Source organism: Ruegeria sp. BG10, assembly GCF_056538575.1.
Window position 1 is genome coordinate 328,438 of sequence record NZ_JBQFTI010000002.1, and the last position, 16,245, is coordinate 344,682.

A 16,245-nucleotide genomic window follows, 5' to 3' on the forward strand; every position below is an offset into this window, starting at 1 on the left:
ACCAAGGAGGGGAGGTGAGACAAAAACACGGAACCCTCAAGACAGCAAAACAAACGGCGCCAGGGCGCAGGGCAGGCCGGCTGAGTCGGGGCCGCCTTCGGCGATCACCCAGAGCATATAGGGCCCCGGGGGCGCCACTGCTCCATTGGGCGGCGCGGTGACAGTCAGTTCGTCATCGCCCCGGCTGAATTCCAGCCCGACATAGCGCTGGTCGCCGTCCCAGGCATGAGTGACAGAGCCGCAGCGCATCAGCGCCACGCGTTCAATCCGGTCGGCACGCGTGCAGTGGACCGAGAAGGAGTCGCCGTAGCCGATCGTTCCCGGCGCTTGCAGGATTTCGGGCCGGGAGGTGCTGTGGAACCAGGGAGGTGTGTAGGTTTCGAGCGCGAACTCTTTGACCGAATCCCCGCCCGAGCTGCCGTTGATGTTCGACCCGGCCGTCATCACCCGGCCGTTGGGCAGCAGGAGCGCCACGGAATGGTAGTTGCGGGTAATGCTCGCCTCGGCCGTCGTGACCCAATTTTCGTCCTCAAAAGTGATGCGCCCCGTGTCCCAGTCGATCCCGGGCGTGTAAATTTCGGCTGCGTGAACCGCAGCAGTATCGGGCAGGCCGGCATCCGCATTCTCATTGATCCCACCCGAAAACAGAACCTGGCCGGTCGGCAGCAGCGTGGCGATGCCGTGCCGGCGTTTGGGCGGGATCTGCGGCCATTCGGGTGGCGGGATATCGGGCCAGTCACGCGGCGGTGTCTCCTGCCATGCAGGAGCTTCGGTGGCGTCGCTGGTGCCCATACTGAGGCGACGGGGCCCGGAATTTCCCATGAACAGAACATGCGCGGCGTAGTTGCCGTCTTCATCCGGCAGAAGCGGCAGCAGCACCGCAGTGTGGTTGGTTTCGGCATATGCGCCCCCGTGGGTGGGCCCGTCGATGACCGGACCGGTGGGCAGACCGGTTTCAATGTCATACCAGCGGCAGTTGCCGTCATTCGGCGAGGCCATGAACACTCGGCCTTCGGGGACGACAAACATGCGCGGATAGTACAGGTAATTCCACCGTCTGTTGGGATCTTGCACCGGTCCGTTTTCGGTTTCCACAACCGGGCGTGTCTGCCCTTCGGGAAATTCGAAGAGTTCGATCAGATTGCCGTCCACATCGAGGATCGGTTCGCCCAGTTCGTCGTCACCTTCGGGGTCTTCGCGTTCGACCGGGACATCCTGCCAGTTGACGTAAATCCAATGGCCGGGCTGATAGGTCCAGCTGTCATCGGCGGGATCGTATGTCTCGGGCAGCCAGGCGCCGTGGCGGCCATCGGAAAGGCGCGGATGCCCGCCAACGGCAAGCACGCGCCCGTCCGGCAATGTCAGCAGTGTGGGATACCAGCGCCCGCCGCCGCGCTCCTGATCCTGATCGGGTTGGAACAACATGTCCGCCGCTGCGGTCCAGGTTCCGTCATTGTTGTAAATTGCGCATTCGATTGCGCCGCTCCAGTGATCGCGCGGCTGCCCGTGCATGTCGACATGCGGGTCGGGGTCCGGCATCCCGCCCTCGCCTTCGTCATCCGGCGGGGTCGGCCTGAGGTTCCAGTGTTCGGTCCCGCCGCCGACCAGCAAACGGCCATCCGCCAGAAAGGCATGGCCGCAGCAGAACACATCCGCTTCGGGCGAGTTGATGCTGATTATGCGATTATTGCGCACGTCATAGATGCGGGTGTTCAGGAAATCGTCATTCTCGGCCATGCTGGGGTCATGCTCGTCCCCGCCCATCATCAGCACCTGCCCTTCGTGACCATGCGGGACCAGAGCGGCATGGATCGCGAAAATCTCGGTGCTGTCGAGCGCAACCTCCCACGGTGAGAGGTCGAGCTCTTCGATATTGTCGAGATTGTTTTCTTCCGTGGTATCGGCCTGCGAACGCAAATACAGCCCGTCGGGGTCGTTCACCACCTGTATGGGCCGCATAACACCCGTGGCGGATTCGATGAGGTAGCGGTGCCGGTCCTCAAGAATGTCCTGAATGGCCCATTTTGCGTCGCGCTGTTGCCAGTCCGAGGATGGGTTTCCGATTGCGATTATGTTGCCGTCAGCGTTGCGGGCAGCACGGGTAACTGTGCGATCTGCCAATTTACCTCTCCCAATGCGTGAAATCGAATGCCCTAAGGTACCACATATGGGCGTATTTCTGAATTTCGGCAGGGCGCAGAGGGTGCAGTTGGCGGGGTTTTGCTTTCGGCGCGCATCTAAATCAGAACTGCCTTCAAATGTTTCGGTCGAAGGCGGTTCATTGTGAAACGGCGCAGGTTGTCGTTGTTGATGTGACGACTTTGACAGGAGTTTTGCGTGATTTTTGATTTCGAGACACAGTCATGGGGGACGAAAGGAACCTGACAAGGCCACCTAACGCCTCCCCCGTTGTGCCTCCACCCGTTCGAAGCGCACGGCTTTGGCATGGAGCACCAAAGAGGTTCGGGATAGACACAGAATCCACAATGCAATCATCAAAGGGATCGCTGCGATGCTTGCGAACGAAGCCTGAAAGGACGTGGTGCTGACCAGCGCACCGGCCACGATAGGGCCGGCGATCTTGCCCGCGTTCCGGATCGCGCCGATGCTGCCGAAGGCCAGGCCGAGGTGCTGCGACGGTGTTGCGCCCGCGACAAGCGACAACGTCGCCGGGCCGAACGCGCCCTGACCTGCGCCGATGAAAATCGCTGCCGTCAGCATTGCAAAACGCGTCGGGCCTATAGCCGACAGCACCAACAACCCTGCGGCGAGGGCTCCGAGACCGAGCAGAAGCGGCAAAACCGGACGGGTCCGATCGGCGAGCCGGCCCATCGGCGGGCGTAGCAATGCATTTGCAATCTCCTGAATCGCGAGGAATGTGCCAATCGCAATAGGCTGGTGACCGGCCACAAGAGCCATAACCGGCATGAACGCCCTGACAGCATAGATCGCAACGTATGTCGTGCCCTCGATCAAAGCCAGGACGATGAGGGGGCGGCTGGACGCGATGGAATGCAACGCGCCGGTCAGCGACCATTTTCCGGGGCTTGCGACGTGATCCGCATTTTTCAGATGCAGCGTAGGAATGAACGCCAATGCTGAAAGAAAACAGGTTGCGGCATAGATCATTTCCGGCGCGGCGAACGTTAACGCGACACCACCGATAAGCGGGCCAAGGATGTAGGCCGCGGTGCGAGCCAGCCCGAACCAGCCAAAGGCTTCGGCCGCTTTTTCGCTTCGCCAGGCGGCGACATAGGCCATGGTCACCGGACCATAGATCGCGGTCGCGAGCCCGTGCACAAGCCGCAAAACAAACAGGTCAGAGGGGTGTTCGACAAACAGATAGAGGCACGGGATAACTGTGAAAAGAGCAGTTCCTGTTAGCAACCAGATCCACCGACCGCGATAATCCGACAGCAACCCGAAAATCGGCTTAATGAACAGCCCGGTTGCGGTCGATACCGATATGATGGCGCCCAGCAGCAATGGCGAGGCACCAAGACCATGCGCAAAGACAGGCAGCACTGGCGCTTTGCCGATCTGATAACTTGTCCGCACTATTAGGTCGGCGAGGAACAGAGCCACAAGCGCCGACCCACCGGTCGTGACCTTGCTTCCCGGCAACAAAATTAACCTCGGCCTGTGTCGTGAAGTGACCGCCGGGTCGGACTGCGACGGCGAACAAGCAAACGCCTGCCAAATCCGAAGGCGCACAAACCCAGAACCAATATTATGATTGCCAGGATAAATACGCTCATGATCAACATGGCGACAACTGCCCCAACCAGAAAGGCCGAAAGAAGCACCGCGAGCCCGGGCGATAGAGTAAGCAGCGACCCACAACTGGGACGCTGGTGCTTCATCGGCATTGTGCCTTGGAAACGGGTGATCGGTCGGCGATTAGTCAACAGGATTTCCCCGCCTTGATCATGTCACTCAACTCTTGCCCGGCCCAACACTTCAGGGCCGAGTGCAATGTGCGTTTCAAGTGACCGGTTACAAAGATCGATACCTTTTTGTTGTCTGGATCGTCAGTCTTGACCACAAGCTTGCAACAAGCTGAGTTGTTGCAGGTCGGCGTGTATTTCACGATCAGATCCAGACAAGAGCCGGGCTTGACCGTCGCCGGGAACGGATTGCTGACGATCTTGAAGTTGAGACACTTCTGGTCGCAGTGCCGCTTTTTCTTGCTGTGTTTGTCATTACCGTCGTCCTGGCATCCACAGTCACACCCGCAATCACAATCGCATCCGCAACTATCACAGTGAGAGAGTTCTTCGCAGCGGCTGGGTTGCTTGAAGCCCACCTTGGTCACATGAAGATCGCAATCGCCGGTGTTGCAGATGGCAAAAGTGGTCAGGGCGTGCGTTCCCAGTTCGACTCCGCCGAAGCACCCCGTTCCGGTGATCTTCAGCTTACCACTTGGGGCCAACCCGGTGAGATCGATGTTTGCCGGGCTCATCGGGTCGTCGCTGACCACCGTGATCGTACCTGCTTTCGCGCCGAAAGAGGTCGGCTGGAACCGAATGGTCACCGGCACAGCAGCCCCCGAAGCAATGACGATCGGGAAGGTCAGGACCTGTGGCACGATGAATTCTGCCGAATTCGACGAGATTGCAGTGATCGTCAGCGGGCATTTGCCGCTGTTGGACAGCACCAACGGCTTGTCGCTAAAATGATCAACACATACTTTTCCGAAATCACCATCATCGGCGAAGGACAGGACCAGCCGCGGAGGCGGCGCTGTTCCGCAAACTTCAAGCTGCGCCGGGCTATCCAGATCGTTGCTGCTGACCGTGATCACCGCCAGGTCACTGCCGAACGCCGTTGGCTGATAGCGCAGCGGCAATACCATGCTGGCACCAGGCGCGATCTTCAGGGGGAAGGACACAGTGTTGGGCACAAAGAATACCGGCGAAGAAGACACAATACCGCTAATCAGAAGCGGGCAGAGGCCGGAATTGTTGATCACAAGTCCCTGATCGCGGAACTTGCCAACGCAAACCTCACCAAAATCGCCGCTATCGGCAATCGACAGCTCGGCTGTCGCAGTGCCGCCTTCGCCGCTTGCAAGCAGATCCACGGTTGGCGACTCCGCGTCGTTGCTTGCGATCCGGATGGTTGCCAGATCCGCTGCGCCTGGCGCCGAAGGCGTATAGGTCAGCGTGAAATCAACCTCTCCTCCGGGAGCGATCGACAGGGGCGTCGATGGGAAGGCTTCGATGCTGAACGCGGTCGAGCCAAGGATACGCTGCACGCTTTTTATGATCAGGTCGTCGGTGCCGACATTGAACACCTGCAACGTCAGCGACACCGGGCCTTCGCAGACTGTTCCAAACTCGAACCTGTCTTCGAGGTTTACGGCAATGACCGGACCTTCGGGCGCGGCAAATTCGAAGACGCCACGCCCATAGGTTGCCGCACGCAACACGTTTGATCCGCGCCCGACAACGATATCGGTCACCGGAGCGTTGGGGAAATGCAGGTCATCCAGCACGTACCAAGTATTGCCCCGATCCACCGAGCGCAGCACGCCCAGGTCGCAGCCTGCATAGATTGTCGACGGTGTCTCGTCCCCGTCCAGTGCAATGGCGCCGAACGGCACGTTTACGTCGGGCGATATATCGGCCCATTGGGTGCCGCCAATCGTTGTGCGAAAAACGTGGCCAGGCGCGCCAACCGTAGCGAAACCGCCAAGCACACTGAAGATCGCCGTCTCATCGTTGGGATCAAAGGCCGACCGGGTGACATTTCGACCCGGCAGGTTCCGTGTGATATTGGCGAAAGTGACGCCATTCGGAAGGCCAACCGTCGCCGCCATGGCGTTGGTCGACACAAAGACCTGCCCACCGGCGGAAACGACCACGTTGTTGCCGTTGGTCGGCGACACAGCGATCCGTGGCGTAATAAAGCCCGAGGCAATCGGAAAGATCGTACGCCAGGTGACGCCGCCATCGAGGCTCTGCCAGATATTTGCGTTGCTCGCGACGTAAAAGATCCCGTCATTGCCAGGATCGGCCGCAAGGCTGGCCAAATAAAAGGCGTCTTCGGCGCTGCCTGCTGCCCACGGCGTCACATCGTTGTTGCTGCCGCCATCATCGGTTGATCGGCGCACCCGAGTGGCGGGGTTGCCGCCGTTGCGCGTGAACAGCATGCGATCTGCGGTCACACCGTCATAGACGATGTCCCAGCCATCGGCCCCACCGATTGATGTCCACCCAAGCGCGCCGTCGGTGCGCTTGTGCCCATTGTCCTGAAAGCCCGCGACGGTCACGTCGCCCGTGGCTCCGGGTTTGATGTCCATGTTGTAGATCAGCGTCGTTTGGAAGCCGCCGGAATTCAAAGCTGTCCAGGAGGCACCATCATCCGTCGAACGGAAAATACCGCCGTCATTGCCGCAATAGATCGTGGTCGTCGCCGGCGCTGGCGGCTGATAAAAGCCCCAGGCATGGGTATCGGCATGCAGTCCGTTCGAGACATTGGAGAAATTTGCACCGGAATCAGCCGAGCGAACCTGGTTTTGCGTGCCCCAGTACAAGATGTCGTTGGCACCATCCCCGGGCGAGGCCGGATCAACCGCAAGCGTCATACAATAGCCCGCAAAGGTCGTTGCGGCGGCAGCGCCCGCTGCGGCCTGCTGAGTCCATGTCGCGCCTTGGTCCGTGCTCATGAACAGACCGATCGGATCGGGGTTGGAGCCGCGAACGTTATGCGCAATGACGGCATAGATCACCTGAATACCACCCGCTGCGGGCGGCGACGCCGGTGGCGCAAGCCGCGCAAGGACCTGACCCATTACCACACCGCCACCCAGAACGGCCGCTACCGCCGGGGTGGCTGCCGTCATAATCGGTGCCCAGTTTGCACCGCCATCGGTGGATTGGAATACGCCCTGACGGCTCATGCCCGTATAAAGTATGCGTGCACCGGCCGGTGAGGTGGTGTCCAGCTCCAGCGAGCGGGCGTCGAAATTCGCGGTCCCGGTACCCTGAACCCAGTTCTGGCCGCCATCATTCGAGACCCAGACACCACGGTTCGTTGCGGCATAGAGGATCTGCGAGTTTGCCGGATCAACGATGATCGAATTGACATTGCGGTTCGCGAAATCATCTGCGTTACCATCGTTGCCCTCGGGGTAACCCGAACCGAGCAGTATCCAGCTCGACCCACCGTCAGAAGATTTGAAAATGCCGACCCTCTGCTGAACCGAGACCGCACCTCTCGTGCTTGTGCCGACATAGATCACATCGGTGTCCCCCGGATCGATGGCCACGCAATTTGGCTCTCCGATCGCCAGGCACAGCTCTTCGTCAAAAAGGGCCAGCCAGTTGTCACCGCCGTCACCGGTTTTCCAGACGCCCCCGTCGGCAGTGCCGACATAGACGATATCCGGATCGCTGGGATGCGTCGCAATCGATGTGATCAGACCGTTATCTTCGCGCCCGCCCGTGATCGGGCTCGGGCCGATGGGTTTCCAAACTGTTCCCGGTATCATTTCTTGCCCTCCGCTCCGCCGCTGGTATCACCGCTATCTTCCTCTTCGTCCTTGGGAGGTGCGGGAGGAATGAAAGCAGGCTTGCCACGGATGGCACCCGGAAGTTTTTTGAATTGCTGGGCAGCACGGGCATAGGCCTGTGAGGAGGGCTTTTCACCCCCTTCGAGCCGATGTTTCAAAAAGGCTTCGTGGACATCGAGGTTTTCAGGCACTTCACCGATTGGTTCATCATCACCACCGCCGCCGCCATATCCCCGGCCGTTCCCACCACCGGAACCGCCCGAGCCCTTTTTACCTGGTTTTCGTGTCTTTGGTTTCGTCGATTTGGAATTCGCCATTACCAGTTGCTCCTCTGAAACTGAGGTCCTGAATAACGAGCGACACTGTCCGGTTTCCGTTTGGCCGACACTAAAGTATCAGTATCACGAGACCTGCCAGATGTTTGAGGTCACTTCGATTTGTTGGGGCCAGCCTTCGAAAATTGCTGTCACTCATCAACTTGAACGCGCGCAGATCAAGTCTGCGCGTAAAAGAATTAGGACTAAAAAATATGGTGAAATGGTACCATCCGGCCCTGATTCCGTCAAACGGCTCATTATGAACTGGGCCAGGTATCGCTCATCTGAGGGCTGTGTCACCAATGGCTCTGTAGCAAACTTTTGCAATTGACGGTCCCAAGGTTTGCGGGCGACTGAGCCCCGGTATTAACCAGTTGGAGGCCCGCTCGTGACTTCCTTCGAGGGCACACAATATCCGAAGAATGTGATCCTGTTCGCGTTCTTTGTCTATGCTCGGTTTGGCGTGCCATACTGCAATCTCTGAAGCAGCGCGTTGACGGAATGGGCCATGCGACCGATCGTGGAGAATGGACGAGACTTACAAAAAGGTGAAAGGCGCGTGGGTTTGTCTCTACCGAGCAGTGGACCAACACGGCAAGACAATCTGGTGCGTTCAGAACTTTGCAACAAAGCCGTTACCGATGGTCGTTACGGAGAAGGTCTGGGTTCTGTTCAGCGACCTTTCGCACCACATCCAGCGCTTTCGGCAGGTTTGAAGTGTCGATCCCCTGGGGCGTGCGTTCTGCAGAGGTCAGAAATTCGAGGAATTGTAACAGATTACCCAGGGCTTCACCGTTTTCCGGATCGACCGAAAGCGCATCTGCGAACCACCTTGCCGGGTCGCGATAGGGGGGAAGCGCATCCCCGGAACAGCACAGCATCGCGTCTGCCACACCAAGAGCATTGCGATAGTGGGTATCTGTCGGCGTCAGCTCAGCCGCGCGCAGAAATGATTTGCGCGCCGCGGACCAGTCCTCCAGTTCCGACGCCGCAATAAACCCGGTCAACCCATGCGCCAGCGCACGCAGTTCCGGCTCGTCACCGGTCAGTTCATTATCCAGAAAGCGCCTGAACGCCGCCATGGCCTGTAACGGAGCCTGTCCGGGCACTGGCGGATACTCGATCGATTCCTGAACCTGCCTGAGCCGCAGGAACCCCAGGGTCCCATTCAGAAAGTCAAGCTCGGGCAGGCTGTTGTGAAACATCCGGGAGGCGTCCGGGTTCGCCCGGATAAAGCCGTGATCGGGATACCCACCCATCATATCCGTCACCTCGATCCAGCCCGGTTCGTTTGTGATCCGCACGCTGAACGCCCTTGGCCGCTCTGGTTCGAACACCAACTCTTCGCTGGACGCATTTAGATCCGGCTCGGCAAAGACCCGGCTGGCCTCCAGAAACGCGCTGTCGATGCTGTCGAATAGCTCTGCCGAAATAACGCGCGGCGCAAAGGTCACGTCCAGCACTGGTACTGTGAGAGACAATCTCCGATCAGACCGTGCAAGGGGCATCTGCAGGGTTTCTTCCGCAAAGTTCCGCGGCATTGGCTGCAGAAACTCGTATTGGGGTGAGTGGCGGCGAAACCCTCTGAGCCTGGATTGCACGAAAATCTGTTCGTCTTCGATGAAGATCCGCCCTTGCAGGAAGACAAGGATCTGATCCGTACGCAGCGGCTGTGACGCGCCCTCGGTCAGCAGCATGCCGAGAACCTCGTCAGGGTCACAGCGCCGCTCCAGAAACATATGCGCGACCACGCCCAGACTGCCATAGGTCGGCTGGTGCCAGCTGTCCAGCTTGAACAGCCACGAAAACCGCTGCGCCGTTTTCTGCAACCTTTCCAGCCGGTTGCCATCGGATGAGGTTGTTTCGGCCGCGGTTGCAAGATATTCCAGCGGCACGATATTCGCGGCGGACCCGTCAAAGATGTAGGGGTTGTCACATGCGGTAAAGCCGCCTGCTTCGGCCTGCCGTAATCCGGGCAGGACGCTCGGCCCACAAAGGAAAACCGCTGCCAAAACTGTCCTGAGTACATCGGTTGGGTGTTTCATCACTGACCTCCAACGCCGTCAGTCTGAGAGGGAAGCAGATCCACGCAAACGCCGCTGTCCGTACCGTCACCACCACGAATTTCCTGAAGAATTGGAAGTGTGCTCTGATCGCCAAATTCGGCAACCGTCTGTTGATAGACCCGATCCGCACCGTTATGTGCGAAATCGCCAAGCGCCTCCCATTCATCCTGATCCAAACCCAGAAAATCCGGCCTGGGCCGCGCAGCGTCGAGTGTACCGATCGCGTCGCAATAAAAGCCGCGCGCGCGCAGCAGCATCGTCTTGCGCTCCTGCGTCTGGGACGCCTCGGCCACCTTTTCATGCCTGAGACCAAGCGCCAGCGCGGCCAGAAGGCGCAATTCGGCATTACCGCGAAACAACTCCGCCAACCCGGCATCGATCTGCGTCTGTTCGTACAGGGCTTCGTGATAGCCGGGCATGCGGGGCGGGCGGGCATTGTGGTATTCGTAGTGGCGGAGCGGTACAACGACATAGGCCACGATGATGTCACCGCCGCTGACGCGGGCCCCGACCTCAAGCAGCACCCTTTCGTCATTGAGCACCCCGGTCACGCTTGCGTCGTAATTGTTAGGGTCCCGCATCTGCCGTTGCGGGCAATAGATGACCTTGGCAAGCGACCCCAGCGACGCATCGGCTTTGTCGAAATGCATTTCGAAGGCGGCAAGCAATGCGCGCCTCTTCCGTTCGCTGATCGAACTGACAAGATCCATCGAGCCAATCAGCAACTTGTCATTCGGCGCGGTCGCGTCCGGACAGCCCTGAAGCTCGGCCTGCGCCTGCGACGCAAGACAGACCGCAGCGGCAAAGGCAGCTCTGGTCAGCCACAAGCGGCACGCATCGGTTATTTGGGTCACCAAAATTTCCACCATGGTTGCGCCCTCTGATTGGCTCTTTCGATCTGCGTCAGCGCTGTCCGGATCGCCGTCTCGAAATCCGGCTGCGCGCCCGACGGCACGCCAGCACCCGGCAAACCCGCGCTCAGTCGCGTCAGCGGGTCCACCGCGTCGCGACATCCCACTGTGCCTGCAATTTCAGCCACCGCTTTGCGCGTGCGCCATTTGAAAGTCTCGGTCGGGTCGTCAATGACCCGCACGATGACGTCGCAGGTGGCGTCATTTGTGATCAGTCCGGCCTGTTCCAGCCCAAGCTTTCCCCAACCGATCTGAAATTCGTTGCCGTGATCGATGAATTGCACAAGCGGATAGGCCGCAACGCTTCCGAACCCGCCAAGTGCAAGTGCTGTTGCCTTGGACTTTTCAGCGTCGTTTTCCAGTTCCGGGCTGTTCAGATCGATAACATAAGTTTTGAGCTTGTCCGCCGCATCAGCCGTGAACCGGTCGCGTTTCAGATCAAGCTCGACGCTTTGAACCAGCAGATAGGCCAGAAAAAAGGCGACCGAGGTTTTGGTCAGCGACATCAGCAATTCCGCAAACCAAGCACCAGCCCGGCTGTCTTTTGCTGCGGGATTCCCGGTTTCGGTCTGCTCTGCACTCCCGCGACTGCGCGTATAGAGAATGAGAGCCTCTGACTGGTCAGAGGCTTCATCTTCGGGCGTATGTGCACCGTTTCCGGCCATTCCGTGCCAGGCGTCGCGACGCCTGTGGGCTTGCGTAACCCTATCACAAGACGGCTGAATTCAGAAGAATACCGCCGGGAGACAGCAAATGACCCATGCCGGAACGTCGTGTCGGACATACCCGGCCTGATCCCAAATTGCCGCAGGATCCAGAGAGTATGCTGCCGGACCGATGCCGATGGCCCCTATTTATGCTAGGGAAAATACAGGGAACATCAGCAGCGCAAGAGGTCAGGCGTGTCTAACCGTCGAGTAGAACTGCGTTATTTCACGATCGCGCTGTTACCGGTGCTGATCTTCGCTATTCACGAAATCATGCAAACGCACCTGATCGCCAAAGACCTGGACGTACCGCTTGAGATACTTCAGGACGAAGACATCTGGCTGGAAGCCGTCGGACGTTTTCGGTTTCTGGCGGCATCGTGGTTTTTTGCAGCGCTTGCTATTCTGGCCGTCGCGGTTCTTGTCAGGAACCTGATGCGCCTAACCGACCGAAACACCAGACTTGCCGCCATTGCCACCACCTTGGCCGTGTTTGCCCTGGCCCTGTTGCCGACGATCCAGCAATACGCAATGGCAAGCACGCCCCGGATTTATCATCAGGTCGGCAAGGAGGTTTTCGAAACGGCCTTGTCCAAAGGGACGCTACCGGGCTGTCTGTCGCCTGACGATTACTGGCTGTTGGGGCGCTGCGGGGACATACCGGTATTTACCATGTTCAGGCGGGTGCTGGACATCATCAACGCCCTTGCCGGGCTTGCGGTTGGCGCGTTGATTGCGGGCATGATCCTGTGTCTGGCGTCCGGCGACGGCGAAACCGTTGAAGATACCGCCGATCAACTGGGCAGAAACCTGCATCAGATGCGGCAGCAATTGTACCTGACCAGTCTGATCCTAACCTTTGGCATGTTTTTTGCCTCAAGCTGGATGTACTGGCCTTTACCCCTGATCGCCGAGTCCGCCAAGGCTGACTACACTGCGCTTGTGACCGCGTCGGCCTTGTTCACCGGAACCTATTTCTGCCTGCTGATGCTGAGCTTCTACCTTCCGGTGGCCCTGATTCTGGACGGCAGGGTCAAGAAACTGTCGCGGATCGCTGGCCGCGGCGTAAAGAGCGACGACAGCTTCGATGTCGAAGGCTGGAAGGCATCGCACGGGCTGAAGGAAGGGGCCGGAGAAATCCTGCGCGCCGGATTTGCGCTGGTCGCACCGATCCTTGCCTCCTTCGCCGGAGGCATCTCATCCTTCGCGGTCTGAATGGCGCTGGCTATGATCAAGCAGCGTTCCGAAATTACTGTGCGCGACTTTGGTCTGTTCAGCACCAACTTTGACCTGATGAGGCATGAACCGGGCCGCATCGAAGTAAAGCGTAGGCTTTGGATGCGATTATCAGGGTTGCGCGGAACAATTTACTTTCGTCAAAATGACGAGATTGGTCCTCCGATCATTTGGGGAGAACATTGAATGAAGCGTCTGTTCCCTTCCTTGCCGAGGGATGCGACTCTGGGAAGTGTCTTTCAGGCTTTTCCGGACAAGCTCGGCCCCTGGTGTGAGTATGAAAGTCTGGTGATGAGAGGTGAAAGCGACCTCTCGGTTGGAGAACGTGAACTCATTGCGGCCTATGTCTCGGGGCTGAATGCCTGCGATTACTGCCACAACGCACACACCGTCTTTGCCCGGGCATACGGAATTGATGTCGAGACGATTGAAGCACTGATGGAGGACCGGGAAACCGCGCCGGTTCCGCCAAAGCTGAAGCCGGTTCTTGCATATGTTGAGAAACTGACTCTGACACCAACCCGAATAACCGAAGCCGACGCGCTTGCGATCTATGAGGCGGGGTGGTCGGAAACCGCGCTGTTTGACGCAATCCAGGTTTGTGGTGTCTTCAATCTGGTGAACCGGTTCATCGAAGGCACAGGTGTCCTGAGTCCCGGAGGCGATCCGAAGAGCGCAGATGAGGATACGCTGGCCAGGTGTCGCAGTGCGTCCTTTTACACCGATTTCGGAAAGGCAAATGGTCTCGACGTTTAGGTGGCGGCCACATTTCTGAACGGACCCAAGACGAAACCTCTGAAAGGTGATTCTCTGCGATTTCTCGGCGTCGTGACCTCGATTCCAGAGTCTGGTTGTGCGGGTCACGGTCAATTTGGCGGTGGGCTCAGAAGGAGTACAGGCGCTGCTGTGCGCGGGTCGGCAAGGGGTGGTGTCGCCTGCGGGCCTGCTCGGCTCTGAGTCCCGGATATGTCGATCAGCTCTGCAAGGACAGATAATCGGCAAGCTGTTGTTTGCGTGCCAATATTCCACGCGACAGGTGTCGCTGGTTACCAAAGTTGCGCAAACAAAAGAGCGCCGCTGACGACGTGAGCGCCGCGGTTTTTCGACGGTTGGGCAATGCGAACCATCCTTGCGAATCCGGCGGCTTGCACCACGGCGGGCAGATTTGAGGTGCGTGCACGTATTGCAATTTTTCTTTTTGTGAACTGCCGTTTGTTGCACATTGGTCAACAAATCGTTTCCCAAATCTCAATTTTTAAAGTTTTAACCTTGTATCGATTGGACGGACCATGACCGAGAAGGACCTTATCGCAAACGCAGCCCCAACTTATGTCATCAGCCACAATGCCCAGGGCGACAGTTATGCGCTTTGGCGGATGAATTCGGATCTGCCGGACCTGTTTCAGCCAATGGAGCTGGAGCCGGGGGCATCATTTGCCGCGGGAAAAAAGCTGTGCCCGGTGGGGGGCTATATGTTCGCCTACGATCTGGCGCCGCTACAGGACGCGCATAAACCCCATGTTGCCTATGACCTATTCAGGTTCGATCCAACGCTGCCCGACCCGCTGAACGTGGCGCCCTTGCAGTCGGGCAAGTGGAAGAAAACGAAGTTCTGGCAGTATTTCGGTCATTACACTTGGGACGCGAGCGACACGGATATCGTGCAGCTTGTGCCGATGACCGGATATGTCATGGCCTATATGCCGACCGCGGCCCGCGGAACCTATATGCTGTGGAATTTCGACCCGGCACCCAGCCCGGTGAAACCCCCTGATCCGCTGCCGAACGCAATGGGTCCGCAGGATGCCTTTGCCGAGATCGGAGAAGGCAGCGAGCTGCTGCCGATGGGCAATTACGTGCTGGAGTGGATTCCGGCCCACTCGAAATACCGCGTGTGGAATTTTGACCCGCAGAACTGGCACCCGTTGGCGCTGCCCACGATATCCGAGGGCGAACGCGCGGATATGGACGCCTCTCACCGGCTGATCGCGCTGGGTGAATTCATTCTGGATATTGCCACGAGCGACAGCAGCTACCGGCTGTGGGGCTTTGACCCGTTTCGGTCCGACCCCCTTGTCGGTCCGCTGAAATCCGGCACGCTGCCCCAGGGTTTTGACGTTACCGGCGATCTGACCCCTGTGCAGACCGAGGTTCCGGTTGATGCCGCGCGGGCGGCGGTGCCGGGCACGATGGATTTCATGCGTTCGAACATCGAACATGTGGTCGTCTATATGCTGGAAAGCCGGACAATGGACAGCGTTCTGGGCTGGCTTTACGAGGCGGACGCGCCGCATCTGAACTATGTGAATGCGGAACCGCCTTTCAAGGCGAATTCTTATTCCCATACCAACAGTTATGACGGTGAAAACTACGCCGTGCATCAGTACAACAAAGGTGAGTTGAGCGCCGATATCGTGCTGTCCTCGCCAAAGATCGATCCGTTCCACGCCACGGCCGACTGCATAGATCAGCAATACAGCGGCGGATTTTCAGCTTATGAGAGCGGTGCGGTTCCGGATATGGGCGGGTTCGTGTCGAACAACGTCAGCCCCGAGGCGATGGTGTCCTTCAGTCCGACCCAGCTGCCGGTTCTGAACGGTTTGGCAGAGCATTTTGCGGTCAGCGATTACTGGTTCTCGCCGATGCCGGGCGGAACAGTGGCCAATCGCGGATTTGCCCTGTCGGGATCAAACTACAACATCACGGTGAATTGCGAGGGCGAGCCGCAATATACCCAATATGCCGACCAACCCCTGCGGCAGCCAATCTGGAAGGTCCTGCAGAACAACGGCCACAATGACTGGAAAATCTACTACTCGGTCGAGTGGGAGAAACAAGTCTTCACCTACCATCTGTACATGCGCAACCAACTGCCCAGCGTGGATGCGAGCAAGTACGAGTATGTGCAGACGCTGAACGCGTTCATCGCGGATGCCAAGGCGGGGATGCTGCCGAAGTTCTCGTTTGTCGAACCGGCCTGGATCGCGCCGACCGGGGCGACCTCGTACCACCCCGGCGCGTCCGGGGACATGGTGCCCGGCGAACGGACGCTGAACCAGATATACGAAGCGCTGTGCAACGGGCCGCAATGGCACAAAACCGCACTGGTGATCACCTTCAGCAAGGGCGGTGGCCTCTACGATCACGAAGCCACGCCCGCCGCACAGCCCGCCTGGCCGCAGGATGAAAACGACGGGTTCAAATACGATGTGCTTGGGCCGCGCGTGCCGACAATCGTGGTCTCGCCACACGTCAAGGCCAACACCGTGTTCCGCAGCGGTCAGCCGACCCCTTACGAGGGCACCTCGCTATTGTCGACCGTGCTGGAATGGTACGGCATCCCGCGGGCCCGCTGGGGGCTTGGCGACCGGGTGCAGATGGCGCCGACCTTCGAGTCGGTCTTTGAACTGGAAGAACCGCGCTCGGACAAACCGGCATTCACCCCGCCATATGACAAGAACTTTCCGCCCGAAGGGTCCGGGGGCTGATCGG

The 16,245-nt window shown here is 58.7% G+C and carries 11 protein-coding genes and 1 pseudogene; 5 read left to right on the forward strand and 7 right to left on the reverse strand.

Annotation, left to right across the window (positions count from 1 at the left end; translation table 11 throughout):
• Window positions 1-36 precede the first annotated feature (36 nt).
• The 4 genes from ACR0D8_RS12575 to ACR0D8_RS12590 form a co-directional block, all read right to left on the reverse strand.
• On the reverse strand, window positions 37-2,121 hold the full coding sequence (locus tag ACR0D8_RS12575) for a galactose oxidase-like domain-containing protein (RefSeq protein ID WP_480646879.1): 2,085 nt from the start codon (window positions 2,119-2,121) through the stop codon (window positions 37-39).
• 273 nt (window positions 2,122-2,394) lie between these two features.
• Window positions 2,395-3,585, reverse strand: coding sequence for an MFS transporter (locus ACR0D8_RS12580; protein ID WP_480646881.1), 1,191 nt, complete (start codon window positions 3,583-3,585; stop codon window positions 2,395-2,397).
• A 319-nt stretch (window positions 3,586-3,904) separates the two neighbouring features.
• Window positions 3,905-7,495, reverse strand: coding sequence for a choice-of-anchor D domain-containing protein (locus tag ACR0D8_RS12585; RefSeq protein ID WP_480646883.1), 3,591 nt, complete (start codon window positions 7,493-7,495; stop codon window positions 3,905-3,907).
• The gene (locus ACR0D8_RS12590; RefSeq protein WP_480646885.1) at window positions 7,492-7,833 is read right to left on the reverse strand and encodes a hypothetical protein; all 342 of its coding nucleotides are present in this window, start codon (window positions 7,831-7,833) and stop codon (window positions 7,492-7,494) included. Before ACR0D8_RS12590 ends, ACR0D8_RS12585 begins: the two co-directional genes overlap by 4 nt.
• 388 nt (window positions 7,834-8,221) lie before the next feature.
• Between ACR0D8_RS12590 and ACR0D8_RS12595 the strand changes: the two are divergent.
• Window positions 8,222-8,438 (forward strand): annotated as a pseudogene (locus ACR0D8_RS12595) (DDE-type integrase/transposase/recombinase); the annotation flags it as partial.
• A gap of 30 nt (window positions 8,439-8,468) precedes the next feature.
• On the opposite strand, the gene ACR0D8_RS12600 reads toward ACR0D8_RS12595, so the two are convergent.
• Genes ACR0D8_RS12600 through ACR0D8_RS12610 form a run of 3 tightly spaced genes read right to left on the reverse strand, consistent with a single transcriptional unit; the run spans window position 8,469 to window position 11,316 of the window.
• Complete coding sequence (locus ACR0D8_RS12600) at window positions 8,469-9,878, reverse strand: tetratricopeptide repeat protein (RefSeq protein WP_480646887.1); 1,410 nt, start codon at window positions 9,876-9,878, stop codon at window positions 8,469-8,471.
• The gene (locus tag ACR0D8_RS12605; RefSeq protein WP_480646889.1) at window positions 9,878-10,753 is read right to left on the reverse strand and encodes a hypothetical protein; all 876 of its coding nucleotides are present in this window, start codon (window positions 10,751-10,753) and stop codon (window positions 9,878-9,880) included. Before ACR0D8_RS12605 ends, ACR0D8_RS12600 begins: the two co-directional genes overlap by 1 nt.
• Window positions 10,750-11,316 (reverse strand): hypothetical protein, encoded by a 567-nt coding sequence (locus ACR0D8_RS12610; protein WP_480646891.1) that lies wholly within the window; start codon window positions 11,314-11,316, stop codon window positions 10,750-10,752. The genes ACR0D8_RS12605 and ACR0D8_RS12610 overlap by 4 nt, the downstream gene beginning before the upstream one ends.
• A gap of 396 nt (window positions 11,317-11,712) precedes the next feature.
• Here ACR0D8_RS12610 and ACR0D8_RS12615 point away from each other — a divergent pair, with 396 nt between their 5' ends.
• The 4 genes from ACR0D8_RS12615 (at window position 11,713) to ACR0D8_RS12630 (ending at window position 16,241) form a co-directional block, all read left to right on the forward strand.
• Window positions 11,713-12,732 carry a hypothetical protein gene (locus ACR0D8_RS12615; protein ID WP_480646892.1) on the forward strand — a complete coding sequence of 340 codons (1,020 nt, stop codon included), beginning with the start codon at window positions 11,713-11,715 and terminating at the stop codon, window positions 12,730-12,732.
• A gap of 12 nt (window positions 12,733-12,744) precedes the next feature.
• Complete coding sequence (locus tag ACR0D8_RS12620; RefSeq protein WP_480646894.1) at window positions 12,745-12,939, forward strand: hypothetical protein; 195 nt, start codon at window positions 12,745-12,747, stop codon at window positions 12,937-12,939.
• On the forward strand, window positions 12,940-13,509 hold the full coding sequence (locus ACR0D8_RS12625) for a carboxymuconolactone decarboxylase family protein (RefSeq protein WP_480646896.1): 570 nt from the start codon (window positions 12,940-12,942) through the stop codon (window positions 13,507-13,509). It begins immediately after the preceding gene.
• Window positions 13,510-14,042: 533 nt separating this feature from the next.
• Window positions 14,043-16,241 (forward strand): alkaline phosphatase family protein, encoded by a 2,199-nt coding sequence (locus ACR0D8_RS12630; protein WP_480646897.1) that lies wholly within the window; start codon window positions 14,043-14,045, stop codon window positions 16,239-16,241.
• Window positions 16,242-16,245 lie beyond the last annotated feature (4 nt).